Source organism: Rhodococcus sp. IEGM 1408, assembly GCF_033142235.1.
GTDB lineage: Bacteria > Actinomycetota > Actinomycetes > Mycobacteriales > Mycobacteriaceae > Dietzia.
On sequence record NZ_JAWLRW010000002.1, the window covers coordinates 363,612 to 387,619 of the forward strand.

Consider the following 24,008-nt stretch of genomic DNA (forward strand, 5'->3'; position numbering starts at 1 on the left):
GGCTCACTGGTAGGAGACGAACCACGGCCGGGGCTCCACGGCCATCGTCTGCTCGGGCGTGAAGGTCGGGGTGTCCTCGTCGTAGAAGTTCTTCCACGCCATCCAGATGTCGGGCGACAGCCCCTGGCGCAGGACGCCCCACGTCTCCATCTTCAGGTCCGGGGTGCCGTGCCCGTCCGCGTGCAGGGCGATCGCGAGTTCGGGACGGGAGGTGTCGATGTTCTCGCGGTTGCTGATCATCGCCAGGCTGAACTGATGGAGGATCAGCAGCTTCTGTGGGCCTCCCGAGTCCCGGGTGAGGTCGGCCAGCCAGGTGATCACCCGGTTGATCTCGTCGGCGTCGGCGGCCCCGATCTGGGCGCCGGGCTGCTGTCCGGCCGTGAGCTTCCACTCCGGATCCAGCGCGAGGCCGACCCCGGGACGCTTGAGCAGCTCCTCGAAGATCTTGGCCTGGTCCAGCAGGTCCGCCATCCCGGGCTGGAGGTCGATCACGGCGTATCCCCCGGCCTCGGTGATCGCGTCGATCATCGGGATGAAGACCTCCGGATCCCACTCGTTGGTGAAGTTCCCGTCGGCGCCGGGCCCACCCGCCGCGACCGTGCCGATGATCTCGAAGGCCGGGACGACCGGCTCCGGGGAGTGCGGCTGGTACTCCTCGACCAACTGCTGCACCCGGGCCACGCTCTCCTCCGGCCCCTGCTCGCCGAGGATGCCCAGGGCCGGGGTGATGGGCGACCCGTATGCCGCGACGAATCGCCGACCGGGGAACAGCAGCTGTCCACCGCCGGGCAGCTCGGGGACGGTGCGGGCCTTCTCGATCCGGTCGGACAGCTCCTCCTCGGTACCCCAACCGGGCCCGAGCGCCACCACGACGTCGGCCTCCCTGACCGCCTCGACGCTGCCGCCGTCCACCCGGGGGTCCGGGGCCCGCAGGTGGGATACCGCCGCGCCGGCGGCGACCGCCGTGGCCACCGCCGCCACGGGGGTCCGGTCATGCACGAGCACGCGCGGAGCGTCGTCGGCGGACCAGGCGGGCTCGCTCGCGGCAAAGGCCCGGGCACCCGACGCGGGCTCGGCTCCGGGCTCGGCGCCGGCGGAGAACTCCCCGGCCACCATCAGCGACGGCGAGCCGGGCAGCTGATGCACCGTGACGTCGTCCACCCGGTCCATCGGCACCTCGACCTCGGAGTCGAACGTGATCCCGGTGAGTTCTTCGAGCTCCGAGCGGTCCCGGGGGGCGTCGACCACCTCGCCGTCGTCCGGCGTGAACGTCACCGCGCCCACCCGCAGCACCCGCTCGGCGCCGAGCCGGGTCACCTCGTCGGCCAGGGCGTCGTCCCCGCCCGGTATCGCGGTGAGCATCGGCGCGCGCAACCCAACCGCCACCGAGGCCGCCCGGGCCTGGGCTGCCGGATCCGGCGCGGCGACCACGACCACCGGCGCGGACCCCACCAACAGTCGCGTGGTGTCGACGCCGGAACCTCTCGCGTCGACGGCCACCCTGTCGCCCTCGACCTGCGCGGCCGCGATCCCCGGTCCGTCACTCCCGGTCTCGGAGGAACACGCGACGGCGGAGACGGAGAGGGAAATGACGAGGACCGCCGCCCCCACACTTCTGTTCGTGTGGCGCACGGCGGTCCTCCTGGTCAGCGGGATGTCATCGGGAATCGATCCCGACGGACCCTACCGGTCCGTCCGCGTGGACGGACCGGCAACACTCAGGCCGTCTCCGTGATCGGCCGGTCGACCCAGCTCATCAGGTCGCGCAGCTTCTGGCCGGTGACCTCGATCGGGTGCTCGGCGTTCTCCTTGCGGAGCTGCTCCAGCTCCTTGTTGCCGCCCTCGACGTTGGCGACGAGACGCTTGGTGAAGGTGCCGTCCTGGATGTCGGACAGGATCGCCTTCATCCGGTCCTTGGTGCCGGCGTCGATGACGCGCGGGCCGGAGACGTAGCCGCCGAACTCCGCGGTGTCGGACACCGAGTAGTTCATGCGGGCGATGCCACCCTCGTACATGAGGTCCACGATGAGCTTGAGCTCGTGGAGGACCTCGAAGTAGGCGAGCTCGGGCTCGTAGCCGGCCTCGACCATGACCTCGAAGCCCGTCTTGACGAGCTCCTCGGTGCCGCCGCAGAGCACGGCCTGCTCACCGAAGAGGTCGGTCTCGGTCTCGTCCTTGAAGGTCGTCTTGATGACGCCCGCGCGGGTGCCACCGATCGCCTTGGCGTAGGACAGCGCGAGCGCCTGGCCCTCGCCCTTGGGGTCCTGCTCGACGGCGATGAGGGCGGGGACGCCCTTGCCGTCGACGAACTGACGACGCACCAGGTGGCCGGGGCCCTTGGGGGCGACCATCGCGACGGTGATGTTCTCGGCGGGCTTGATCAGGCCGAAGTGGATGTTGAGGCCGTGGCCGAAGAACAGCGCGTCGCCGTCGTTCAGGTTGGGCTCGATGTCCTCGGTGAAGATCTTGGCCTGCGAGGTGTCAGGGGCGAGCAGCATGATGACGTCGGCCCACTTGGAGGCCTCCGCGGCGGTCATGACCTTCAGGCCGGCTTCTTCGGCCTTGGCGCGGGAGTTGGAGCCCTCGCGGAGGCCGATGACGACCTCGACACCGGAGTCGCGCAGGCTCAGCGAGTGCGCGTGACCCTGCGAGCCGTAGCCGATGACGGCGACCTTGCGGCCCTGGATGACCGAGAGATCGGCCGAGTCGTCGTAGAACATGTCCACTGCCATGGTGGATTCCCTTCGTTTGGTGATAGGAGTCGAGACTATCGAGTGGTGTTGATGGACTTGGGGCCGCGTCCCAGCGCGACCATGCCGGACTGCACGATCTCGCGGATCCCGTAGCCGTCGAGCATGCGGAGGAGCGCGTCGAGTTTGTCCGGGGTACCGGTGGCCTCGAGCGTGAGCGACTCCGGCGAGACGTCCACGATGTGTGCGCGGAACAGGCTGGCGATCTCGACGATCTGGCCACGGTTGGTGGTGTCGGCGCGGACCTTGACGAGGGTGAGCTCGCGGGCGACCGAACCGGCCGGGTCCTGCTCGACGATCTTGATGACGTTGACCAGCTTGTTGAGCTGCTTGGTCACCTGCTCGAGCGGGAAGTCGTCGACGGCCACGACGATCGTCATGCGCGAGAGCCCGTCGGTCTCGGTGGGGCCCACCGCCAGGGACTCGATGTTGAATCCGCGCCGGGAGAACAGTGACGCCACGCGCGCGAGCACGCCGGGCTTGTCCTCCACCAGCACGCTCAGGGTGTGGGAGCGAAGGGTCACTGGTCCTCCTCCTGCGCGGCGAGCACCGCGGCGTCGATCCGCTCGGTCGCCTCGTGGGTGTCCGCGGCGTCGTCCGCCACGGAATCGGTGTCGTCGAACAGCGGCCGGATGTCCCGGGCCGCCATGATCTCGTCATTGGACGTCCCGGCCGCGACCATCGGCCACACCTGGGCGTCCTTGCCCACGATGAAGTCGATCAGCACCGGGCGGTCGTTGATCGCACGTGCCTGGGCGATCACCTCGTCGACGTCCTCCGGTCGCTCGCAGCGCAGCGCCACGCAGCCCAGGGCCTCGCCGAGCTTGACGAAGTCCGGGATGCGCATGGACTGCGTCGACAGGTCGGTCTGCGAGTAGCGCTTGTCGTAGAACAGCGTCTGCCACTGGCGGACCATGCCGAGGTTGCCGTTGTTGATCAACGCGACCTTGATCGGCGCGCCCTCGATCGCACAGGTGGCCAACTCCTGGTTGGTCATCTGGAAGCAGCCGTCGCCGTCGATGGCCCACACCTCGGCGTCCGGGCGGCCGAACTTGGCGCCCATGGCCGCGGGCACCGCGTACCCCATGGTCCCGAGCCCGCCCGAGTTGAGCCAGGTGCGCGGCTTCTCGTACTGGACGAACTGGGCGGCCCACATCTGGTGCTGCCCCACGCCGGCGCAGTAGATGGCATCGGGGCCGGCGGCCGCGCTGAGTCGCTCGATCACGTACTCGGGAGAGAGCGAGCCGTCCGACTGCGGGCCGTAACCGAGCGGGAACTCGGAGCGGATCTCGTCGAGCTGCCCCACCCAGCTGGTGGGCTCGGCGGGTGAACCCGAGTCGCTGTCGCCCCGGAGCGCCTGGACGAGCTCGATCAGCACCTCCTTGACGTCACCGACGATCGGCACGTCGACGACGCGGTTCTTCCCGATCTCGGCCGGGTCGATGTCCGCGTGGATCACCTTCGCGCCGGGCGCGAACGTGTCGAGCCGACCGGTGACCCGGTCGTCGAACCGGGCCCCCAGGGTGACGAGCAGGTCCGAGCGCTGCAGCGCCGCGACCGCGGCCACGGTGCCGTGCATGCCGGGCATGCCGTAGTGCAGGCGGTGCGAATCCGGGAACGCGCCCCGCGCCATGAGTGTGGTGACGACCGGGATGCCGGTGAGCTCGGCGAGCTCCATCAGCTCGGCCGAGGCATCGGCCTTGATGACGCCGCCACCGACGTAGAGGACCGGACGCGAGGCCTTGGCGATGAGCCGGGCCGCCTCACGGATCTGCTTGCCGTGCGGCTTGGTCACGGGCCGATACCCCGGGAGCTTCATCTCCGGCGGCCACGAGAAGATCATCTCGGCCTGCAGGATGTCCTTGGGGATGTCCACCAGGACGGCGCCCGGGCGGCCGGTCTGCGCGATGTGGAACGCCTCCGCGATCATCCGCGGGATGTCCTCGCCGTGGGAGACGAGGAAGTTGTGCTTGGTGATCGGCATGGTGATGCCGGAGATGTCGGCCTCCTGGAAGCCGTCCGTGCCGATGAGTGCGGTACCCACCTGGCCCGTGATCGCCACGATCGGCACCGAGTCCATCTGGGCGTCCGCCAGCGGGGTCACCAGGTTGGTGGCCCCGGGACCCGAGGTGGCCATGCAGACGCCGACCCGGCCCGTGGCCTGGGCGTACCCGGTGGCGGCGTGGCCCGCACCCTGCTCGTGTCGGACCAGCACGTGCCGGACCTTGACCGAGTCGTAGAGGGGATCGTAGACCGGCAGGATCGCCCCGCCGGGGATGCCGAAGACGACTTCGGTGCCGATCTCCTCGAGGGAGCGGACGACCGCCTGCGCCCCCGTCATCCGCTCGGGGGCCGCGGACCGGGCCTTCTGCTCTGCACCCGGACGAGGTCCGGGCTGTGCCGTTGGTGCGCTCACTTCAACTGTCCTTCATGCTGGTCGTGGAGCTGTCGTTCGTCGCCTTCAGCGGTCCGGTGGGACCACGGGAACCCGGCAACAAAAAACCCCCGACGGCCACCGGGGCCGGCGAGGGTGCGCGTCGAGGGAAAGCCAGGTAGAGGCTCAGGCGTCGACGCGCCGGCCGAGTACGAGACCGTTCCAGATGTTCACCCGCCCAGATTAGGCCGCGGCCGCTGCGGTCGTCAACTCGTGGAACGCCGATCCCACATAGTGGACCGTGCCAGACTGGGAGCCATCATGAGCGCCACTTTCAGAGCCCCCGTCCCTGAGTCGACACCCAGCGACCGTGCCCTCTTCCGGGTCAACCCCATGTCGTACATCGTCATCGCCGTGGTCGTCCTGGCGATCATCTGGCCCGTCACCAGCTACCCCGTCGCACTCGGGTGGCTCGTGCTCCTGCCCATCGCCTTCGGCTGGTGGGTCGCGCGGACCAGGACCCGGCTCGACGACGAGGGCGTCCACCTGTCGTCGTGGAGGTCGAGCCGCACCGTTCCCTGGGAGGAGGTCAAGGGCGTGATGTTCCCCAAGTCCGGCTTCGCCCGACTCGTCACCACCTCGGAGGAGTCGCTACCGATGGGCGGGGTGTCGTTCCACGATCTCCCCCGCCTCTCCGTGGCCAGCAGCGGGCGCATCCGCGATCCCTACAGCACCCCCGGAGCCGGCAGCACCCCCGGAACTGACAGCGCTCCCGGCGCCGACCCCGCTCCCTGATCCGGCCCCGCTGGACCGGCGCCCCGCCGGGACACGGTCGGCGACGGCCTGGCGGCGCATCCCCATCCGCTCGTAGACCAGGGTGACCACCACGCCCACCACGAGCCCGGCGATCAGCCAGCCGCCCAGTACCCAGACCGCGTGCCCCAGACCTGCATCCACGCTCGAATCGAAGAACATGATCGACCGCAGTCCGAGGTAGGCCTGGTGCATCGGTTGGAAGGTGCCGATCGCCACGAACACCTGCGGGAGCATCTGAGTGGGAGTGGCGCCGCCCGAGGTGGGTATCCCCAGGACCACGAAGACCACCAGGTTCACCAGCAGTCCGGCGTTGCCGATCGCCGCGATGATCGTGTGTGCGCACACCCCCACGGCGAGGATCACCAGGTTCGAGAACCAGAACATGTGCCACGGGTCGTGCCCGGTGATGCCGATGATGTCGGCGACCAGCAGGCAGAGCCCGGACACGAGCGGAGCCGTCACCAGGGTCACCACCCATTTGCGGGCCAGCGTCTGGAGTCGGCCGAACGGCGCGACGTGCACGTGGAGCGCGAGCGGCCCGATCTCCAACGGGATGAAGCCCAGCCGCGCGTCCAGCAGCGCGGAGATGATCATCGCCCCGGTGAATCCCGCGAGGATCACGATCAGCGCGTAGAACATCGGCAGGGATGCGTTGGACACCCCGTCCGGCAGCGGGCTCCACGCAGCGGCGTCGATACGTACGGGATCCTCCAGGGCGAGAGCCGCGGCAGCCCCGACCGTCCTGCCCTCCGCCTCCGCCAGCAACCGGGACTGCGACAGCAGCTCCGTCCCCATCCGGTCGCGGAACGACTCCCGCATCGCGTCCGCCATGGTGCTCATGACCTGACCGGACACGATGGAGACCCGTGGCGAGTTCTCGACGGTGATGTGGGCGCGTTCGGGCGCCGGCGCATCGTCGCCCGCTTCGGTGGCAGCGGCGTTGACCAGGTCGACCACCCGCTGGCTCAACCCGTCGGGGATCCGGACCGCACCGAAGTACTCCCCGTCCCGCAGGCCCTCCTCTGCCTCCCCGGCGTCCACCACGTGGAGCCGGATCTTCTCCCAGTCGTTGTTCTGGAGCAGCCCTGCGGTGATCTGCGACCCGATCTGGATGTCGCGCGGTCCGATCGGCGTCTCCAGCGTCGCGCCCCGGTCCTCGTCGACCACGGCCACCGGGATGTACTTCGCGTGCGCCTGCGGATCCGCCGTGCCGCCCAGGTACATGAACGACAGCAGGAAGAAGAGTCCGCAGACGAGCAGCACCGCACCGGCTGAATGTGAGACGAACTCGCGGAAGCCGCCCGTATGTCCGGAATCGGTCATGGTCATCCTCATTCGCGTCGGGCGGGCCGACGGAGTGGTCGGCCGAGAGAAACCTACCCCCGCGGGGTCCGACTACGGGCGCCCTAGCCTGCGGTGACCGGAGCGCTGTCGGTGGTGGACACCAGCGGATTGGTGCCGTTGAGCAGATACCAGAGCACTCCGGCCACGATCACGGCCAGGAGCAACCAGATCACTCCGCTGAAGCGGGGACGGTGGGACCAGCGCCACCTCCGGTCCGCCGACCAGCGGCCGGGTCCCGCGAACAGCAGCGCCAGCAGCGCGGCCGCGTACAGGACGGACGTCTCCAGGCCGCGAGTCGTGTCCCCGAGGAGCGGGAGGGGATCACTGCTCGTGAGACGGATCGCGATACCCACTCCGACCAGGGCGAACAATCCGGCCGCCGCGATGGGCGTGGCCAGACCCACGATGAGCATGATGCCCGCGACGAGCTCGAGGGCTCCACCGGTGATCGCGAGGATTCGGGCCTGTTCGAACCCTGAGTCGGTCAGGGTCTGCGCGAAACCGTCGATTCCCGGGCCGCCGAACAGTCCGAAGAGTTTCTGCAGTCCCCTCATCGCCAGGAGCGCTCCCACCACGAGCCTCAGGATGAACAGCCCGAAGTCGGTAGTGCCGCGCCGGGAGATCTCGTCCCGACGGGACGGCGCGATGGTGGCCGGCTGCTCCCCGAACGGCAGTGGCGTCGACGTGTCGTAGCCTCCGGGCTCCGCGAACTGCGTGTTGTCCGTACGGCCTGCTGCGGGGAACGCCGTGGTCGCCGAATCAGCGGTGCCCGGTCGTGAACCGGGGCCCGACGAGTTGGGAACGTCGAGCGGATAGTCGACGTCGTGGATGATCTCGGTGCGGGCGTCGTCTCCGGGCTTTGAGGAAGTCACGTATCGACCATAGGCCGATGCGCGGGTGCCCGTCTTCAGGACACGACGCACCGTAGGCTTGTCGGCATGAGATCACTCTCGCTGCTGGTGGTCCTGGCCGTCGCCGTGACCGGGTGCGCGAGGTTCGATGACCGTCTCGAAGACCCCTTCACACCCGCGCCCGGCCCCGGCATGGCCGCCGCACCGCCGTCGACCCCGCCCGGTGCTCCCCCGCTTTCGCCGACTCCGCCCTCATCGACACCGGGCTCCGTCGATCCCGAGACGACTCCGGAGACCGGGCCCTGCGTGGACCCGGACCCGGCCGTCATCGCGACGTGCCTGGACCCTGCTGTCGCCGTCGCGGGCCTCGGCCAGAGGGCCCTGGTCGCCGAAGCGACGGGGGGCGTCAAGATCGTCTCCGTCGACGCGCCGCCCGAGGACTTCGGCCGCGTGGATCCGCGCCGCGGTCGGGTGGCCGCCATCGCGCCCTCCCCTGACTTCGACCAGGATCGGCTGGTGTATCTCCTCGTCGTCGGCGACGGTCCGACCCGGGTCGAACGTCTCGCGCGCGGGGACGCCCCCAGGACGGTGGCCGAACTCGCCCCGTCGGAGAACGGCGGACTCGCGTTCATCAACAAGGTCCTGACCGTCGGAGTGGGCTCTGAACTGCTCCGGTTCCCCGGCTTCCGGGGCATCGGTCGTGCGGAGAACCCTGTGGTCGTCGGTCGCGGACTGGGTCAGATCCACGGGTTGTGTACGCACGGCGAGGACCTGTACCTCTCGGCGGTGACCGACCGCGGCGCAGTCGTCCGAACTGCCGATCGAGTTATCTGGACCTGGCCCGACCAGCGGTCGGCCGGCGGGTGCGCGGCCACCGGGGACTCCCTCGCCCTCGCGCTGCCGGACGGCGAACGGGCCGACACGCTGCCGCTCGCGGGCGGCGCGGCACGTAGCCAGCCGGAGGAACTGGCACGAGGCCGCTACGGCCGGCTCACCGGCCTCGCGGTGGTCGGTGATGGCCTCCTCCTCGCGGGCACCACCAACAAGCGGGGCGGATCTCCCGTGTCCACCGACGACCGGGCCGTCATCCTGCCCCTGCCCGGCGGCAGCGGAGGAGACGCCCGAACATAGGCTCTCTCGAACCCTTGTGCGACCCTCGTTGCGCCGCTAAAATGGTACGCATGTTCGAGTTCGGCGCGAGGTGGGAGGGGGGACGGTCATGAGTGCGACGACGACGAGTCCGCCGTTCCCCGGGGCGCTGCGCGCCGCGGGCGAGGCCTTGACCGCGCTCGGCGCCGACGCCCTGGACACCCTGGGCGCCGAAGCCCTGAGTGAGGTGGCCCGGGCGGCGACCCTGGCGCAGAACCTCACCGCCGCCACCCGCCTTCAGGCCGCCTTCTTCCTGGTCGAGTCGATGCGCCGGATCGACGCCGACGCCCACCGCAACACCCACACCGGCCCGGGCTCCTCGGACCCTCGCCCCGCCCACGCCCGGCTGGAACCCGAGGACCGGGCCCGCGACCACCTCTGCGCCGCCCTGACCCTGACCACCTGGCACGCCGCCCGCCTGGTCACCGCCGGCATGCAGATCCACACCCGCCTGCCGCGCCTGCGCTCAGTAGTGGCCCGCGGGATGTTCCCCGAACAACTCGCCATCGACACCGCCTGCCGGCTGGCCGAGGTACCCGACAAGATCCTGCCCGGCGTGGAATCGGAGGTCATCGACGCCCTGGCCCGCCACCTCGACGGCGGACACCGCCCCAGCCGCACCGCCGTGGACGGGCTCATCGACAGTGCCGTCGAACGCCGCGACCCCAGCGCCACCGACCAGGCCGTCGCCGACGCCGTCGACAAACGCACCGTCCGCTTCCGACCCGAACGCCACGGCATGGCCTCCATGTGGGCCAACCTGCCCATCGCCGACGCCGAGAAACTCCGCCGCCGCATCGAGGCCATCGCCCGCGCCGCCGCCGAGGCCGGCCACCCCCGCACCCGCCACCAACTGCGCGCCGACGCCCTGGCCGCCCTCGGCGACCCCACCACCGACGACCTCGGCTGCACCCTCTACGACGACCCCACCAACCCCGACACCCCCAACCCGAGCGAGCGTGAAAGCGGCAACAGCAACAGCAACAGCAGCAGCGCCAACGCCGGCTCCGATTCCGATTCCGCCTCCGGCTCCGGGTCCGGCTCCGGGTCCGGCTCCGGCGAGGCTCGGGCCGCGCGCCCCGCCCCGGGCAACGCGTGGGGCACCGACCAACCGATCCGGATCTCCGTCATCGCCGCCGCCGCCCAGGGACTACCCAACCGGGTCCAGTTCGTCAGCGGCGCCTACTCCAGCTTCGAATGGCTCTGCGAGGAACTCCTCCGAGGCGGCGATGCCCGGTTCCGCTTCACCCTCCTCGACCCCACCCCCGGCGTCCTGGACAAACCCGACTCGGTCCTCAAATACTTCCTCACCCCCGCCCTGGCCGAACGCATCAGACTGCGCGACGCCACCTGCCGCCACCCCGGGTGCAACGTCAACGCCCACGACTGCGACATCGACCACATCATCGCCTTTGACCTGCAACGACCCGAACTCGGCGGCCCCACCGCCGAATGGAACCTCGTCTGCCTCTGCCGCAAACACCACCGCGAGAAGACCTTCGGCCACAACGCCTACCGCCCCGGCCCCCTCGGTGAACTGATCATCATCACCGACACCGGCCACGAACACCGCACAAAACCCACCGGCCCACTGGCCCAGGCCCGAGACCAACTCCTCGAACACACCTGGCAACAGCGCCTCGACCACCTCATCGCCGAAGACGGCCACCTCACCAACCCACCCGGCGTCGACAGAACCAGCTCGTACTGAGCCAGCGGAAGCGGCAGCGTCAGCGGCAGCGTCAGCGTCAGCGATACCGCCTAGCCGCAGGCCGCGATCACGAGTTCCTTCACCCGAGCCGGGTCCGCCTGACCACGGGTGGCCTTCATGACCGCACCGACGATCGCGCCGGCGGCCTGGACCTTGCCGGAGCGGATCTTCTCCGCGATCTGCGGCTGGGCAGCCAGGGCGTCGTCGACGGCCTTCTGCAGGGCCGAGTCATCCCGGACCACCTCGAGGCCCTTGTCGGACACGATCTGGTCGGGCTCGCCCTCGCCGTCGAGGATCGCGTCCACGACCTGACGACCCATCTTGTTGGTGAGCTTGCCCTCGGAGACGAGCTCGATGACCCGCGCCACCTGGGCCGGGGTGATGTCGAGTTCAGGCAAAGCCACGCCACGCTTGTTGGCCTGCTGCGACAGGTACGAGACCCACCACGACCGCGCCTCCGTCGGGGACGCACCCGCATCGACGGTGGCCAGGATCAGGTCGAGCGCGCCGGCGTTGACCAGGTCGCGCATCTCCTCGTCGGAGACGCCCCAGTCGGCCTGTACGCGCGCGCGGCGTAGCCACGGCAGCTCGGGGAGCCCGGCGCGGACCTTCTCGATGAGTTCGATCGACGGCTCGACGGGGGCGAGGTCCGGCTCCGGGAAATAGCGGTAGTCCTCGGCGGATTCCTTGGGCCGACCCGAGGTCGTGGTCCCGTCCGTCTCGTGGAAGTGGCGCGTCTCCAGAACGATCTCGCCGCCGGCGGTCAGGACGTCGGCCTGGCGGCACATCTCGCTGCGCACGGCGACCTCTACGCTGCGCAGGGAGTTGACGTTCTTGGTCTCCGTGCGGGTGCCGAACTCGGTGGCGCCCTTGGGCATCAGCGAGACGTTGGCGTCACACCGCAACGAGCCCTGGTCCATGCGGACGTCGGAGACGTCGAGGCTCCTGAGCAGGTCCCGCAGGGCGGACACGTATGCCCGGGCGATCTCGGGCGCCCGCTCCCCCGCACCGACGATCGGCTTGGAGACGATCTCGATCAGCGGCACGCCGGCCCGGTTGAAGTCGAGCAGCGAGTGCGTGGCGCCGTGGATGCGGCCACTGGCCGACCCGACGTGGGTGGACTTCCCGGTGTCCTCCTCCATGTGCGCCCGCTCGACCTCGACCCGCCAGGTGGTGCCGTCGTCGAGCTGGACGTCGAGGAAACCGTCGTGGGCGATCGGCTCGTCGTACTGCGAGATCTGGTAGTTCTTCGGCTGATCCGGGTAGAAGTAGTTCTTCCGCGCGAACCGGCTGTACGGGGCGATCGAACACCCCAGGGCGAGGCCGATCTTGATGGCCCACTCGACCGCCTGCCCGTTGACCACCGGCAACGCCCCCGGCAATCCGATGCACACCGGGCACACCTGGGTATTGGGATCCGCCCCGAACGCCGTCGGGCACCCGCAGAACATCTTGGTGGCGGTGTGCAGCTCGACGTGCACCTCCATCCCCATGACGGGATCGAAATGGGACACGACCTCGGTGAACTCCATGCGGAACAATCTAGCCGAAGAGGCAGGCGGCCTCGCGATAGCGGTCCTCCGGAACGGTTTTGAGCACGGCGACGGCCTCCTCGACCGACACCATCTCGATGCACTCGCCCCGCAGGGCGACGATCTGACCGAAGTCTCCACGGTGGACCGCATGCGCGGCGTGGACCCCGAACCGGGTGGCCAGGACGCGATCGTATGCGGTGGGCGTCCCGCCACGCTGGATGTGCCCCAGCACGGTGGTGCGCACGTCCCGGTTCATCCGCGCCTTGATCGCGGTGGCCATCTGGTCGGCGACGCCGGTGAACACCTCGTGGCCGAACTGATCCGTCCCGCCCGCGCGGAGCGACATCCCCGAACCCTCGACAGGGGTGGCGCCCTCTGCCACCACACAGATCCCGTAGGCCTCGCCCATCTGGAAGCGGCGCTTCATCACCTTGCACACGTAGTCGATGTCGAACGGCACCTCGGGGATCACGATCATGTGGGCGCCCGACGCGAGCCCGGCATGGAGGGCGATCCACCCGGCGTGGCGTCCCATGACCTCGACGAGCATCACGCGCTCGTGCGACTCGGCCGTGGTGTGCAGCCGGTCGATCGCGTCGGAGGCGATCGACACGGCGGTGTCGAAGCCGAACGTGTAGTCGGTGCCGCTCACATCGTTGTCGATCGTCTTGGGCACGCCCACCACGGGGATGCCGTTCTCGGTGAGCCACCGCGCCGCCTTGAGCGTCCCGTCGCCGCCGATGGCCACCAGCGCGTCCAACGAATGCCGCTCGAGAGTGGCGCGGATCTCCGGCAGGCTCGAGGTGAGGACGTCCGGGTTGAGCCTGCCCGTCCCGAGAATCGTGCCTCCGCGGAGCAGGATGCGGTCGATCCCCTCGTCGTCGAACAGTGGGACCGCACGGTCGTGGACCAACCCCGACCACCCGTCCTGGAAACCCAGGACCGGTGAGTCGTACTCGGAGTTGGCCGTCCGGACCAGCGCGCGGATGACCGCGTTGAGTCCGGGACAGTCGCCGCCTGCGGTGAGCACGCCTATACGCACGTGGACCTCCTCTCGGTTCCCCAGCAGTCTAGGGGCGCTCCCCGGCGGGAGTGCCGGTCACCGGGCCGTGGTCACAGACTGTTCACCGGTACGGAACGCCATGGTGGCGAGCCCGCCGAGCAGGACCACCACGGCGGGCAGGAACATGGCATCCGCCACGGCCTGTCCGATGTCGCCGTGCACGGCGAACCGGGCCTGCATCAGCGCCCCGATCGCCGCGGAGCCCAGAACGGCGCCGACCTGGCGGGTGGTGTTGTAGACCCCCGAGCCGGCGCCGGCCGAGGCGAGTTCGAGGCGACGCATCGCGGTGGACGACGTGGGCGCCCAGACACACCCGTTGGCCACACCCATCAGCGCGATGGGCCCGAGCAGCACGGGGATCGACGTCTGCGAGTCCATGACGAGCGCCAGCCAGAACAGGGAGATGGCGTAGGAGAAGTAGCCGATCCCGGTGAACAGTCGCGGATCGACCCTGTCCGCCCAGCGCCCGACCACCGGGGCGAGGACGCCCGCGATCAGCGCCATCGGCAACAACATGAGACCGGCGCGGGTGGGACTGAGGTCCGTCACGCCCTGGAGGTAGAACATCAGCGGCACCATCGTCCCGGCGGTGACGAAGCCGATCGTGGAGACGCCGAACGTGCCGATCGAGAAGTTGCGGTCCCGGAACAGTCGTAGCGGCACCAGCGGTTCAGTCCGCACGCGCGACTGCCACCAGACAAAGGCGACCAGGGCCGCGGTGCCCGCGATGATGAGCGCGGTGGTGATGCCGCCCCAGCCGTGGGACTCACCCTGCTGGATGCCGAACACCAGCAGGAACAAGCCCAGAGCCGACAGGACGATGCCCGGGCCGTCGTAGGAGTGCGGTCGTTTCTCGAATCTCGGTACCCACAGCCAGACCAGGACCACGGCCAGGACGCCGAACGGGATGTTGACGAAGAAGATCCAGCGCCAGTTGAACGCGTCGATGAGCACACCGCCGAACACGGGACCGACGACCGAGGCGATGCCCGCGACCGCGCCCCACGTCCCCATGGCCGCCCCGCGACGTTCGGGCCGGAAGACCCGGGTGATCACGCTGAGGGACTGCGGGGTGAGCAGCGCCGCGCCCAGCCCCTGGAACACCCTCGCGACGATGAGCGTCTCGATGTTGCCGGCGAGGCCACACCACAGGGAGGCCCCGGTGAACAGGACCAGGCCCGCGATCGCGACCGTGCGGGGCCCGATCTGGTCGCCCAGCCGGCCGGTGAACAACAGCGGGACCACGTAGGCCAGCAGGTAGGCGCTGGTCACCCAGATGACCTGGTTGGTCGTCGCGCCGAGCTGGGTGACGAACGCCTCGGTGGCCACCGCGACGATCGTCTGGTCCACCAGGATCATGAAGAACCCTAGGACCAGCGCCGCGAGTGCTTTCCAGGCGTCCCGCTCGGGGACGTGGGTCACGCGATCGGACCCCTCGCGGTCTCGAATGCAGCACCCACCCGGTACAAGCGGTCGTCGGCCAGCGCCGGCGCCATGATCTGCAGACCCGCGGGCAGGCCGTCGACCAGTCCGGACGGCACGGACATGCCGCAGTGCCCGGCGAGGTTCAGGGGCAGCGTGCACAGGTCGAACTGGTACATCGCGACCGGGTCCTCGACCTTCTCGCCCAGCGGGAACGCGGTGGTCGGGGTGGTCGGCGAGACCAACACGTCCACCTTCTCGTAGGCGGCGTCGAAGTCGCGCGCGATGAGCGTGCGGACCTTCTGGGCCTGGCCGTAGAAGGCGTCGTAGTAGCCGGCCGACAGGGCGTAGGTGCCCAGCATGATGCGGCGCTTGACCTCGTCACCGAAGCCGGCCTCGCGGCTGGCCGCCATGACCTGGTCCGCGGAACCGTCGCCGACCCGCAGGCCGTAGCGCATGGCGTCGAAGCGGGCCAGGTTGCTGGAGACCTCCGACGGGAGGATCAGGTAGTACGCGGGCAGCGCGTAGCGGAAGTTCGGGCACGAGACCTCCACGACCTCCGCGCCGAGCCCACGCAGGGTCTCGACGGCGGCCTGGAAGGACGCCTCTACACCCGGCTGGTAGCCCTCGCCGGCCAGCTCGGAGACCACGCCGACGCGGACACCCGACAGATCGCCCTTCGCGCCCTCGCGGGCCGCCGCGACCATGTCGGGGATCGACACGTCGAGGCTGGTGGAGTCGCGCGGGTCGTGCCCGGCGATCACCTGGTGCAACAGGGCCGTGTCCTCGACGGTCCGGCCGCACGGTCCGCCCTGGTCCAGCGACGACGCGCAGGCGACCAGGCCGTACCGGGACACGGTCCCGTAGGTGGGCTTGACGCCGACCGTCGCGGTGAGCGCGGCGGGCTGGCGGATCGACCCACCCGTGTCGGTGCCGATGGCGATCGGTGCCTGGTGGGAGGCCAACGCCGCAGCCGAACCGCCGCCGGACCCGCCGGGGGTGCGGCTGGGATCCCACGGGTTGCGGGTCGGGCCGTACGCGGAGTTCTCGGTGGAGGACCCCATGGCGAACTCGTCCATGTTGGTCTTACCGAGGATCGGGATGCCCGCCGCGCGGAGCTTGGCGGTGACCGTCGAGTCGTACGGGGAGCGATAGCCCTCGAGCATGCGGGAGCCGCACGTCGTGGGCGCGTCGGTGGTGGTGAAGACGTCCTTGAGCGCGATGGGCACGCCGGCCAGCGGGCCGAGCTCCTCCCCGGCCGCCAGTCGGGCGTCCACGGCGCGGGCGGCGTCGAGAGCCTCGTCCGCGCCCACGTGCAGGAACGCGTTGATCTCGCCGTCGACCTCGGCGATCCTGTCGAGATGGGCCCGGGTGACCTCTTCCGAGGACACCTCCCGCGCGGCGATCCGGCCGGCCAGCTCGCTGGCGGAGGCGGTGGTCAGTTGGGTCATGCGTCTTCCCCCAGGATCTGCGGAACCCCGAAGCGCTGCCCGTCCGCGGCCGGGGCCTGGTCGAGCGCCTGTGCGGCGGTCAGGCCCGGGGTGACCACGTCGGCGCGGTACACGTTGGAGATCGCGGTGGGGTGGCTCATCGCCGGCACGTCGTCCGCTGCGACCTCGGACACCGCCTGCACGTGGTCGAGGATGTCGGTGAGCTGTCGAGCGAACGAATCCAGCTCGGAGTCGCTCAGTTCCAGGCGGGAGAGCCTGCCCAGATGCGCGACGTCCCCGCGTGAGATCGAGGTCACGTGTCTGCCCCTTCCGGTGGCGTGGTCGGTACCGGCCCAGCCTAGTCAGCCCACGTGAGTGCGGCACAATGGGCGTCATGTCGTATCTGCTCCGCGTCCTGTTGCCCGACCTACCGGGCAGTCTCGGGTCCCTCGCGGTGGCCCTGGGAACCGCCGGGGCGGACATCATCAGCCTCGACGTGGTGGACCGGTTCGACGGTGTGGCCGTGGACGACATCGTGGTGGCGGTCCCCAACGGCACCTTCCCGGACACGCTCATCACGGCGGCCGAACGCCTCGACGGCGTCGTGGTGGACTCGCTGCGGCCCTTCGGGGGGATCCTCGACGCGCACCGCGAGCTCGAGCTGATCGACGCCGTGGCCGGTGCGGGAGCCGGGGCGTCGCAGATGCTCGCCGACGAGCTCCCGGGCGCCCTCCGGGTCGGGTGGGCGCTCGTGGTGCAGGTGTCGGACGACCGGTGCCGCCTCGTCGCGCGTGGCGAGTCCGCGCCGATGTGGGAGGGGACGGACGTGCCGGCGGTCCGGGACCTGGAGCGGGCGACCTCTCTCGACGACGACGAGGTCCCCGCCGAATGGACGTCGATGGACACCGCGCTGGCGGCAGCGCCCCTCGCGACTGATCACGTTCTCGTCGTGGGGCGTCCCGGGGGACCCTCGTTCCGGCCGTCCGAGATCGCCCGCCTCGGATACCTCACCGGGATCCTGCGGACGCTCCACGCCGGCTGAGCCCCACCCCTCCATCAACCGGGTTGCGCTGCGTGTCTGCCCGTTTTCCCCGGCCCTGAGCTGGGCGAATGGACCGGACACGCAGCGCACCTCACGCAGTCATCCTCAGACCTCCCCGGTCGCCTCCGCCACCTCGTCGTCGTCCGCCGGCGCCGGCCCGTTCTCCAACAGGGCAACGAACCCGGCCTCGTCGAGGATCGTCAGGCCGAGCGACTCCGCCTTGGCCGCCTTGGAGCCCGGGCTGTCACCCACCACCACGTAGTCGGTCTTCTTGGACACCGAACCCGAGGCCTTGCCGCCGCGGGCGATGATCGCCTCCTTGATGCCGTCGCGGGTGAACCCCTCGAGGGAGCCGGTGGCCACGATGGTCAGTCCCTCGAGCGTGCGCGGGATCGACTCGTCTCGTTCATCGGCCATCGACACCCCGGCGGCCGCCCACCTGTCGACGATCTCGCGGTGCCAGTCCACGCCGAACCACTCGACCACCGCCGCCGCGATCGTCGCGCCCACGCCGTCGGTCTCGGCGAGCTCGTCCTCGGAGGCCGCGCGGATGGCCTCCATCGTGCCGAACCAGGTGGCCAGCGCGCGAGCCGCCGTCGGACCGACGTGACGGATCGACAGCGCCACCAGGACGCGCCACAGCGGCCGCTCCTTAGCGGTCTGGAGGTTGGTCAGCAGCTTGCGGCCGTTCTCCGTGAGCACGACGCGCTCAGGCTGGGCACCCTCGGCGATCTGCTTGCGGGTCGCCTTGTCCACGCGGGTGTAGAGCGAGGTGCGCAGGAGGTCGGCCTCTGAGAGCTCGAACAGCCCGGCCTCGTTGTCCAGCACCCCGCTCGAGAGCAGGTCCGAGGCGCCCTCGTAGCCGAGCGCCTCGATGTCGAGGGCGTTCCGCGACGCCAGGTGGAACAGTCGCTCGCGGAGCTGGGCGGGGCAGGAACGCTGGTTGGGGCAGCGCCAGTCGGCGTCGCCCTCCTTGGCCGGCGCCAGGACCGTGTCGCACTCCGGGCACCGCTCCGGGAAGACGAACTCCCGCTCGGTCCCGTCGCGCCGCTCCACCACCGGGCCGAGCACCTCGGGGATCACGTCACCGGCCTTGCGGATCACCACGGTGTCGCCGATGAGCACGCCCTTGCGCACCACCTCGGTCTGGTTGTGCAGCGTGGCCAGCGAGACGGTGGATCCGGCCACCAGAACCGGCTCCATGTGCGCGAACGGGGTGACCCGCCCGGTCCGCCCCACGGAGACCCGGATGTCGAGGAGCTTGGTCATGACCTCCTCCGGCGGGTACTTGTAGGCGATCGCCCACCGCGGAGCGCGGGAGGTCTGCCCGAGCCGACGCTGGACGGAGCGGTCGTCGATCTTGACGACGAGTCCGTCTATCTCGTGCTCTGGATCGCCCCGGTGTTCGCCCCAGTACCGCATCCGCTCGAGCACCTCGTCGACACCCGTGGCGGGCGCGGTGTGGGGCGAGACGGGCAGGCCCCACTCCGCCAGGGCCAGATAGACGTCGTGGAGGCTGTCGAAGGTCACGCCCTCGACCGCACCGAGACCGTGGCAGTACATCCCCAGCCGCCGCTGGGCGGTGATCGCCGGGTTCTTCTGGCGCAGGGAGCCGGCAGCGCTGTTGCGGGGGTTGGCGAAGGGCGCTTTGCCCTCGGCCACCAGACGCGCGTTGAGGTCGGCGAAGTCCTCGAGCCGGAAGAACACCTCGCCCCGGACCTCGAGCAACGCCGGCACGGGCCGGCCCTCCGACGGGGTGAGCGTCACCGGGATGTCGTTGATCGTCCGCGCGTTGAGCGTCACGTCCTCGCCGGTCCTGCCGTCGCCGCGGGTGGCGGCGGTGACCAGCTTCCCGTCCCGGTACACCAGGTCCAGCGCCACCCCGTCGATCTTGACCTCGCACAGGAACTGCAGGTCCTCGGCCGGCCGTTGAGAGTGCTCGACCGCGGAGGCCACCCAGGCACGCAGCTCCTCCTCGGAGAACACGTTGTCCAGGCTGGTCATCCGCTCGAGATGCTCGACCGCCGCGAAGTCGGTGGAGAAGCCGCCGCCCACGAGTTGGGTCGGGGAATCCGCCGTCCGGAGCGCCGGGTGCGCCTCCTCAAGTGCCTCGAGCTCGCCGAACAATCTGTCGAACTCCGCGTCCGACACCACCGGGGCGTCCCTGACGTAGTAGCGGAACTGGTGGTCCCGCACGATCTCCGCGAGATCGGTCCACGCCTGTCGCACGTCAGGCGGGATGTCCCCGGTACCGGTGGGCTCGTTGGTCTGGCTGGCTTGGCTCACGAGGACAGGGTAGTGCCGCGCCGGGCCCGATGTCGGAGGGCTGCCCTACGGTGACCGCATGACCATAGACAGCCAGATCCCCGTCACCATCGACCGCAACCGCCTGCTCGCCTTTGACCTCGAGACCACCGGGCCCGATCCGCATACCGCCCACGTCGTCAGCTCAGCGCTGATCGCCATAGACGGACCCCGCAAGGCGGAGCGCAACTGGATGGCGGATCCCGGGATTGAGATTCCGGAGGGCGCCACGGCGGTGCACGGCATCACCACCGCCCAGGCCCGGGAACACGGGCGTCCGCACGCCGAGGTGGTAGCGGAGACCATCGCGGACATCAGGACGGGATGGCGGGAGGGTCGGGCGCTGGTGGTGTTCAACGCGGCCTACGACCTCACCATCCTCCGCAGATGGGACCCCTCGTTCGAGGTGCTCGGCCCCGTGGTGGATCCCTTCGTCATGGACCGGGCGACCGACCCCTATCGCAAGGGCAAGCGGACGCTCCAAGCGCTGTGCTCCCACCACGGTGTGCGGCTGGACGCCGCGCACGAGGCCACCGCGGACGCACTGGCCGCGGCCCGGCTGGCGTGGAAGATACTCGGAGAGCTCCCCGATCTGGCCGGCGCGGACTGGCGCGAGGTCAACGCCCAACAGGCGCGATGGCACGAGACGCGGCAGCGGGACTTCGCGGCATATCTCGAGCAGACGGGCAAGGACGCCTCGGACGTCAACACACAGTGGCCCATGGCCGCTGTGTAGATCGCTCTGGGTAGGTCGCTCTGGGTAGGTCGCTTCTACTCGGCCATCATCGGCGCGACCTCGGCCACCCGCCGTACCGCGGCGAGGGCCTCCGCCGGGCTGATCCGGCCGGAGGTCATCGCGTCGACGGTCGGGGTGAGGACCAGCTGGTCCAGGCCGGCGTAGCGGGGTGCGCTGAGTCGTTCGAGCAACGCGAGGATCGCCGGCACCGCCCCCTCGATCTCCGGTCCGGTGCGCGGCGGCCGGGATGTGCCGGGCAGGCCTTCCAGCTGGAGGACCCGTCCGTCGGCCAGCACTGTTCCCGCGGCGTCCAGGGCGTCGTGGGACCGGGCGGAGTGCAGGAGCTCCGCTGCCACGCAGAGTCCGTCGAGCGGGGTCTCGTCGCGTGGGGTCTCGGCGACGACGGACCACCTCGCGGGGGCTTGCGGCTCGGTGCCGGCGGGCACGCGGATCAGCACGTCGCTGGCTCCTGCTCGGCGGAGTTCGTCGCCGAACCGGCACAGCGAGAGCGCCAGTTGATCCTCCGGTACGGCCCGGATCGGGTCGAAGCGGCTGGGACCGGCCACACTCCCGGCGGCGACGTGCCAGAGCATCGGCTCGTCGAGCAGGATCCGCGTCCCCGAGCCCAGTCGATCCGCCAGGCGCGCGACACGCATCGCCACGCCTTCCGCGAGCGATCCGGCGAGATCGCGGCGCGCCCCGCGGTCGGTCAGCACCGGCAGGCCACCGGGAAGTTCGAGTTTCGCGGCGAGCGACCACGGACCCAGCACCCGCACCACCAGGCGCCGATCCACCGGTGCGGAATCGCCTTCGGGGTCCCTGACCAGCTCGTCGGCCTCCTCGAGCGCGTCGAGGTCGCGGTCGAGGAAGTCGGAGGCCCTGCGCGCGAACCGGCCCGGAGAGTTGGCGAGGCGCCATCCCCGCGTCGAGACGTCGACGGGCAGGTCGGCGAGCATCGCCAGGGTCCTGCCCACCTGGTCGGCGCCCAGACCCCGATCGGGCAGCTCGGGCAGGAACGGCATCGCGTGGCATTCGCCCAGTACGACACGCGCGGCTTCCCGGGGGTCTGTCCCGGTCATCGGGCCGGGACCGGTGCTGCCGATCGACACCGGAGTCACAGCGCCTCGGTGACGTGGTCCCCGGTGACACGGTCGTCAGTGACCGGCCGGGATGCGGTGATCGTTCCGCTGCCCAGGACGCGGTCGCCCTCGGGTTCGGACCGGTAGAGCACGGCCGCCTGGCCGGGGGCGACTCCGCGCACCGGCTCGTCGAGCGTGATCTCCAGGCGGGCGTCGGGTCCGTCGCCGACCCGGGAGACCCGGCCCGGGGTGGCCTCGCCGTGGGCCCGGATCTGGACGCCGCACGCGGTCTCGCGGATGTCGTCGTCGACCAACCAGTAGGGCGAGGACGCGGTCATCGACTCCGAGAGCAGGTGGTCCGAACCGCCGACGGTGACCGTGCCGGTGACGGAGTCGATCGCGGTGACGTAGCGGGGGCGGCCGTCCGCCGCGGGACCCTCGACACCGAGCCCCTTGCGCTGGCCGATGGTGAACCCGAACACCCCTTCGTGGCGGGCGAGTTCGTCTCCGGTGTCGGCATCGACCACGGCGCCGGGGCGCAGGCCGATCCGTGCCCCGAGGAAGGCCCGGGTGTCGCCGGAGGGGATGAAGCAGATGTCGTGGCTGTCGGGCTTGGAGGCCACGGGCAGACCCGCCGCCTCCGCCTCGGCGCGGACCTCGGACTTGAGGGAATCCCCGAGCGGGAACATCGAGTGCGCGAGCTGCTCGGGGGTCAGCACACCGAGGACATAGGACTGGTCCTTACCGTGGTCGACCGCGCGTCGCAGGACCGGACGGCGGGAACCGTCGGCGAGCTCCTCGGTGGACAGGCGGGCGTAGTGCCCGGTGGCGACGGCATCGAAGCCCAGCGCCATCCCCCGATCCAGGAGCGCCTCGAACTTGATGCGCTCATTGCACCGCAGGCACGGGTTGGGGGTCTCGCCGCGCGCGTAGGACTCCACGAAGTCGTCGATGACGTCGGCACGGAACCGCTCGGCGAAGTCCCAGACGTAGAACGGGATACCCAGCAGGTCCGCGACCCGGCGGGCGTCCCCGGCGTCCTCGCGGGAACAGCAGCCACGGGATCCCGTCCGCAGGGTCGCCGGGTCGGCGCTCAACGCCAGGTGGACACCCACGACCTCGTGACCGGCGGCCACCGCACGCGCTGCGGCCACGGCCGAGTCCACTCCCCCGCTCATCGCGGCCAGGACCCTCATGACGCGCCCGACCCGGTTCGAACCAGCCCGAGTCCGGCGAAGCGTGCGCGTTCGGCGGCGGGGCCGAGCGCGGCGATAGCGGCGTCCACGTCGTCGTCAGTGGTGGTGTATCCCAGGCTCAGCCGGAGGCTGCTCCTGGCGGCCGCGTCACCGGCACCGATCGCCAGGAGAACGTGGCTCGGCTCGGCGACGCCCGCGGTACAGGCGGAGCCGGTCGAACACTCGACACCCGCCGCGTCGAGCAGCAGGATGAGCGACTCCCCGGAGCATCCCGGGAACGTGATGTTGGCGATCCCCGGCAGACGCTCCCCTCCGCCGTTGGAAAGAGCACCCGGCACCTCGGCGAGGACTCCGGCGACGAGCCGGTCACGGAGCCCCTCCAGTCTCCGTGCCTCGACCTCCATGCCGCTGACCGCCTCGTCGAGGGCCGCGGCCATCGCGACCACGCCCGGGACGTCCACGGAACCCGAGCGGAGATCCCGCTCCTGACCGCCACCGAACCCGATCGGCAGGCAGTCCGCACCGCGACTGATGAGCAGCGCGCCGACCCCCAGGGGGCCGCCGAACTTGTGCGCGGACAGGCTCAGGGAGGTGACACCGAGCGCACTGAAGTCCACCGGGACGTGGCCGACGGCCTGCACGGCGTCTGTATGGACGGCCGCGCCGACGGACCGGGCGGCCGCGGCCACCGCTGCGACGTCGGTCAGCGTGCCGATCTCGTTGTTGCCCAGCATCGCCGCGACCAGAGCGAGCCGCGGACCCACCTCGTCGACCAGCTGGTCGACCGTTCCGGGGGTGACCGCGCCGCGGGCGTCGACGGGCAGCGCGCGCACGTCCATCCGGCCGCCGCGATCCGTGGCCAGGTGAGCGGCCGAGTCGAGGACGGAGTGGTGCTCGGTCGCACCGACCGCGACGACGTCGCCGGTCGCTGCCGCCGCCTGGCCCAGGACCGCGAGGTTGTCCGATTCCGTTCCACCCGAGGTGAACACGACCTCGGAGGGCCGGCACCCCAGGTGGGAGGCCAGCGATTCGCGGGCCTCCTCCACCCGCCGGCGGGCGCGACGGCCCGCGCCGTGGAGCGAGGAGGCGTTGCCGGTGGTCGCGGCCGCCTCTGCGTAGGCGGCGATGGCCGACGGACGCATCGGGGTGGTCGCGGCGTGGTCCAGATAGTGCGCGTGGCGGGTCGTGAGCATATCGACGGCAACG

General features: G+C 70.5%; 19 protein-coding genes and 1 pseudogene. 5 read left to right on the forward strand and 15 right to left on the reverse strand.

Going from position 1 to position 24,008, the window contains the following annotated elements:
• Positions 1 to 3: 3 nt before the first annotated feature.
• From R4P08_RS04550 to R4P08_RS04565, 4 genes are all read right to left on the reverse strand, one after another.
• Positions 4 to 1,632: a hypothetical protein gene (locus R4P08_RS04550; RefSeq protein ID WP_317812564.1), complete on the reverse strand. Its 1,629-nt coding sequence runs from the start codon at positions 1,630 to 1,632 to the stop codon at positions 4 to 6.
• An 86-nt stretch (positions 1,633 to 1,718) separates the two neighbouring features.
• On the reverse strand, positions 1,719 to 2,732 hold the full coding sequence (ilvC, locus tag R4P08_RS04555) for a ketol-acid reductoisomerase (RefSeq protein ID WP_317812565.1): 1,014 nt from the start codon (positions 2,730 to 2,732) through the stop codon (positions 1,719 to 1,721).
• A gap of 35 nt (positions 2,733 to 2,767) precedes the next feature.
• A complete protein-coding gene (gene ilvN / locus R4P08_RS04560) occupies positions 2,768 to 3,274 on the reverse strand; it encodes an acetolactate synthase small subunit (protein WP_317812567.1) in 507 nt (168 codons plus the stop codon).
• Complete coding sequence (locus R4P08_RS04565) at positions 3,271 to 5,166, reverse strand: acetolactate synthase large subunit (protein WP_317812568.1); 1,896 nt, start codon at positions 5,164 to 5,166, stop codon at positions 3,271 to 3,273. Before R4P08_RS04565 ends, ilvN begins: the two co-directional genes overlap by 4 nt.
• A 351-nt stretch (positions 5,167 to 5,517) precedes the next feature.
• On the opposite strand from R4P08_RS04565, the pseudogene R4P08_RS04570 reads away from it, so the two are divergent.
• Positions 5,518 to 5,787: pseudogene (locus tag R4P08_RS04570) on the forward strand (PH domain-containing protein); the annotation flags it as partial.
• Here R4P08_RS04570 and R4P08_RS04575 read toward each other — a convergent pair.
• Together R4P08_RS04575 and R4P08_RS04580 are read right to left on the reverse strand one after the other, a co-directional pair.
• Entirely contained in the window at positions 5,776 to 7,263 is a 1,488-nt protein-coding gene (locus R4P08_RS04575; protein WP_317812569.1) for a YhgE/Pip domain-containing protein, read from the reverse strand. The pseudogene R4P08_RS04570 and the gene R4P08_RS04575 overlap by 12 nt on opposite strands.
• Positions 7,264 to 7,346: 83 nt before the next feature.
• Positions 7,347 to 8,156 (reverse strand): DoxX family protein, encoded by an 810-nt coding sequence (locus R4P08_RS04580; RefSeq protein WP_317812570.1) that lies wholly within the window; start codon positions 8,154 to 8,156, stop codon positions 7,347 to 7,349.
• Positions 8,157 to 8,222: 66 nt separating this feature from the next.
• Here R4P08_RS04580 and R4P08_RS04585 point away from each other — a divergent pair, with 66 nt between their 5' ends.
• Positions 8,223 to 9,266 (forward strand): oxidoreductase, encoded by a 1,044-nt coding sequence (locus R4P08_RS04585; RefSeq protein WP_317812571.1) that lies wholly within the window; start codon positions 8,223 to 8,225, stop codon positions 9,264 to 9,266.
• 88 nt (positions 9,267 to 9,354) lie between these two features.
• Positions 9,355 to 10,995 (forward strand): HNH endonuclease signature motif containing protein, encoded by a 1,641-nt coding sequence (locus R4P08_RS04590; protein WP_317812572.1) that lies wholly within the window; start codon positions 9,355 to 9,357, stop codon positions 10,993 to 10,995.
• Between the two features lie 50 nt (positions 10,996 to 11,045).
• On the opposite strand, the gene gatB is transcribed toward R4P08_RS04590, so the two are convergent.
• Genes gatB through gatC form a run of 5 tightly spaced genes read right to left on the reverse strand, consistent with a single transcriptional unit; the run spans position 11,046 to position 16,762 of the window.
• Positions 11,046 to 12,527: an Asp-tRNA(Asn)/Glu-tRNA(Gln) amidotransferase subunit GatB gene (gene gatB, locus R4P08_RS04595; RefSeq protein ID WP_317812573.1), complete on the reverse strand. Its 1,482-nt coding sequence runs from the start codon at positions 12,525 to 12,527 to the stop codon at positions 11,046 to 11,048.
• A 10-nt stretch (positions 12,528 to 12,537) separates the two neighbouring features.
• Positions 12,538 to 13,572, reverse strand: coding sequence for an ATP-dependent 6-phosphofructokinase (locus tag R4P08_RS04600; protein WP_317812574.1), 1,035 nt, complete (start codon positions 13,570 to 13,572; stop codon positions 12,538 to 12,540).
• Between the two features lie 57 nt (positions 13,573 to 13,629).
• Positions 13,630 to 15,015: a DHA2 family efflux MFS transporter permease subunit gene (locus R4P08_RS04605; RefSeq protein ID WP_317812575.1), complete on the reverse strand. Its 1,386-nt coding sequence runs from the start codon at positions 15,013 to 15,015 to the stop codon at positions 13,630 to 13,632.
• Positions 15,012 to 16,466 carry an Asp-tRNA(Asn)/Glu-tRNA(Gln) amidotransferase subunit GatA gene (gatA, locus tag R4P08_RS04610; protein ID WP_317812576.1) on the reverse strand — a complete coding sequence of 485 codons (1,455 nt, stop codon included), beginning with the start codon at positions 16,464 to 16,466 and terminating at the stop codon, positions 15,012 to 15,014. Before gatA ends, R4P08_RS04605 begins: the two co-directional genes overlap by 4 nt.
• Positions 16,463 to 16,762, reverse strand: a complete 300-nt coding sequence (gatC, locus tag R4P08_RS04615; protein ID WP_317812577.1) for an Asp-tRNA(Asn)/Glu-tRNA(Gln) amidotransferase subunit GatC — start codon at positions 16,760 to 16,762, stop codon at positions 16,463 to 16,465. The genes gatA and gatC overlap by 4 nt, the downstream gene beginning before the upstream one ends.
• 77 nt (positions 16,763 to 16,839) lie before the next feature.
• On the opposite strand from gatC, the gene R4P08_RS04620 reads away from it, so the two are divergent.
• Positions 16,840 to 17,487 carry an amino acid-binding protein gene (locus R4P08_RS04620; RefSeq protein ID WP_317812578.1) on the forward strand — a complete coding sequence of 216 codons (648 nt, stop codon included), beginning with the start codon at positions 16,840 to 16,842 and terminating at the stop codon, positions 17,485 to 17,487.
• Positions 17,488 to 17,592: 105 nt separating this feature from the next.
• Here R4P08_RS04620 and ligA read toward each other — a convergent pair whose 3' ends face one another.
• The gene (gene ligA, locus R4P08_RS04625; RefSeq protein WP_317812579.1) at positions 17,593 to 19,773 is read right to left on the reverse strand and encodes an NAD-dependent DNA ligase LigA; all 2,181 of its coding nucleotides are present in this window, start codon (positions 19,771 to 19,773) and stop codon (positions 17,593 to 17,595) included.
• Between the two features lie 58 nt (positions 19,774 to 19,831).
• Between ligA and R4P08_RS04630 the strand changes: the two genes are divergently transcribed.
• Positions 19,832 to 20,527 carry an exonuclease domain-containing protein gene (locus R4P08_RS04630; RefSeq protein WP_317812580.1) on the forward strand — a complete coding sequence of 232 codons (696 nt, stop codon included), beginning with the start codon at positions 19,832 to 19,834 and terminating at the stop codon, positions 20,525 to 20,527.
• A gap of 35 nt (positions 20,528 to 20,562) precedes the next feature.
• On the opposite strand, the gene R4P08_RS04635 is transcribed toward R4P08_RS04630, so the two are convergent.
• From R4P08_RS04635 to R4P08_RS04645, 3 genes are read right to left on the reverse strand one after another with little or no spacing between them, the layout of a single operon-like run.
• Entirely contained in the window at positions 20,563 to 21,606 is a 1,044-nt protein-coding gene (locus R4P08_RS04635) for a cobalamin-independent methionine synthase (protein WP_317812581.1), read from the reverse strand.
• Between the two features lie 35 nt (positions 21,607 to 21,641).
• Positions 21,642 to 22,802 (reverse strand): tRNA 2-thiouridine(34) synthase MnmA, encoded by a 1,161-nt coding sequence (gene mnmA / locus R4P08_RS04640; protein WP_317812582.1) that lies wholly within the window; start codon positions 22,800 to 22,802, stop codon positions 21,642 to 21,644.
• A complete protein-coding gene (locus tag R4P08_RS04645; protein WP_317812583.1) occupies positions 22,799 to 23,995 on the reverse strand; it encodes a cysteine desulfurase family protein in 1,197 nt (398 codons plus the stop codon). The genes mnmA and R4P08_RS04645 overlap by 4 nt, the downstream gene beginning before the upstream one ends.
• Positions 23,996 to 24,008 lie beyond the last annotated feature (13 nt).